This is a genomic window from Streptomyces sp. NPDC006602 (assembly GCF_042870385.1).
Taxonomy (GTDB): Bacteria; Actinomycetota; Actinomycetes; order Streptomycetales; family Streptomycetaceae; genus Streptomyces.
On record NZ_JBIAHG010000097.1, the window covers coordinates 1 to 1851 of the forward strand.

The 1851-nt window shown below is 71.0% G+C and carries 2 protein-coding genes; both read left to right on the forward strand.

What is annotated here, in order from left to right:
* The coding region (locus tag ACFYO2_RS49565; RefSeq protein WP_388364102.1) for an IS607 family transposase at positions 1-339 on the forward strand (339 nt) is incomplete at its 5' end.
* Complete coding sequence (gene tnpB / locus ACFYO2_RS49570; RefSeq protein WP_388364105.1) at positions 336-1787, forward strand: IS607 family element RNA-guided endonuclease TnpB; 1452 nt, start codon at positions 336-338, stop codon at positions 1785-1787. The genes ACFYO2_RS49565 and tnpB, both read left to right, overlap by 4 nt.
* Positions 1788-1851: the final 64 nt, after the last annotated feature.

A 1851-nucleotide genomic window follows, 5' to 3' on the forward strand; every position in this document is an offset into this window, starting at 1 on the left:
CTCGGCCTGCCGGTCGCGGAGGTTGTGACCGAGGTCGGCTCGGGGCTGAACGGACGTCGGCGCAAGCTGCACCGGGTGCTGTCCGACCCGCAGGCGGCGGTGATCGTGGTGGAGCACCGTGACCGGCTGGCCCGGTTCGGCGTCGAGCACCTGGAGGCAGTGCTGTCGGCGTCCGGGCGGCGCCTGGTCGTCCTCGACCCCGCCGAGACCGCCGATGACCTGGTGCGGGACATCACCGAGGTGCTCACGTCGATGTGTGCGCGTCTGTACGGGCGGCGGGCGGCAAAGAACCGGGCCGCCCGTGCGGTGGCCGTGGCGACCGGCGAGGCCGGCGAGTGAAGAAGTTCCAGCCGCGGCCCGGGTTTGTGGTGCAGGCGTTCCGGTTCGCTCTGGACCCCAACGCCGCCCAGGAGCACGCGTTGCGTTCGCACTGTGGCGCGGCCAGGGCCGCGTACAACTGGGCCGTCGGCTGGGTCACGGCGTCGTGGTGGCAGCGCAGGGCCGAGGAGACCTACGGCATCCCCGAGGAGTCGCTGACGGGTTGGCGGCCGTGGTCGCTGCCGTCGCTGCGCAAGGCGTTCAACGCCGCCAAACACACCGACCCCAGGTTCGCGAGCTGGTGGGAGGAGAACTCCAAGGAGGCGTACAGCACTGGCCTGGCAGGCGCCGCCGCCGCGTTCGACAACTACGCGAAGTCCAAGAACGGCAAGCGCAAGGGCGCCCGGATGGGTGTGCCGCGGTTCAAGGCCAAGCGGAAGGCGCGTGTGGCCTGCCGGTTCACCACCGGCACGATCCGCGTCGAGGCAGGCGGCCGGCACGTCACGCTGCCCCGGCTCGGAACAATCCGCGTCCACGAACCCACCGTCAAGCTCCTGACCTGCGTCCAGGCCGGGACGGCGCGGATCCTGTCCGCGACGGTCCGGCACGAACGCGGACGCTGGTTCGTCTCCTTCCAGGCCGAGGTCAAGCGAGACCTCGAACGCGTCGCCCGCCCGGACACAGCGGTCGGCATCGACCTCGGGGTGAAGACCCTCGCGGTGATGGCCGACAGCACGGGCGAGATCCGCACCGTCGCCAACCCCGGGCACTACGGCCGGGCGCGCAAGCAGCTGCGCCGAGCCTCCCGCGTCGTCTCCCGACGCCAGGGCCCCGACCGGCGCACCGGACGCAAGGCGTCGAAGCGGTGGGAGAAGGCCAACGCCGCCCGCAACAAGGTCCACCACCGCGTGGCGAACCTCCGCGAAGACGCCCTGCACAAGCTCACCACCGCCGTGACCGCCCAGTACGGCACGATCGTGGTCGAGGACCTCAACGTCGCCGGGATGCTCCGCAACCGGCGCCTGGCACGCAGGATCGCCGACGCCGGATTCGGTGAGATCCGCCGCCAGCTCACCTACAAGACCCAGCGCCACGCCACCCGCATGATCGTGGCGAGCCGCTGGTACCCCTCCTCCAAGACCTGTTCCGGGTGCGGCGCGGTGAAAGCCAAGCTGCCGCTGCACGTCCGGACCTACGAATGCGACGCCTGCGGCCTGGCCATCGACCGGGACGACAACGCCGCGCTCAACCTCGCCGCCCTCGCGGCGGCCTGCACCACTGGTACCGGAGTGGCCGGAGACCAGGACACCCCCGTGGTGTCGAAGCCTCGTGGAGCCGACCATAAGACCCGCGCCACCCGCCCCCGCCGCAAGGCGGAGGCGGGGCGGGCAGGTGGCGCAACCCTGCCACAGCAGCGGCAGACGGAAGCGAGAGACCGTCCTCAAGCCAAAGCCCTTACGCTTTGGTGACGAGACGGACCTTCCGGGCAGAAATGCCCGGAACGCTGAGAACCGCTGAGGTTCTGAGCAACGG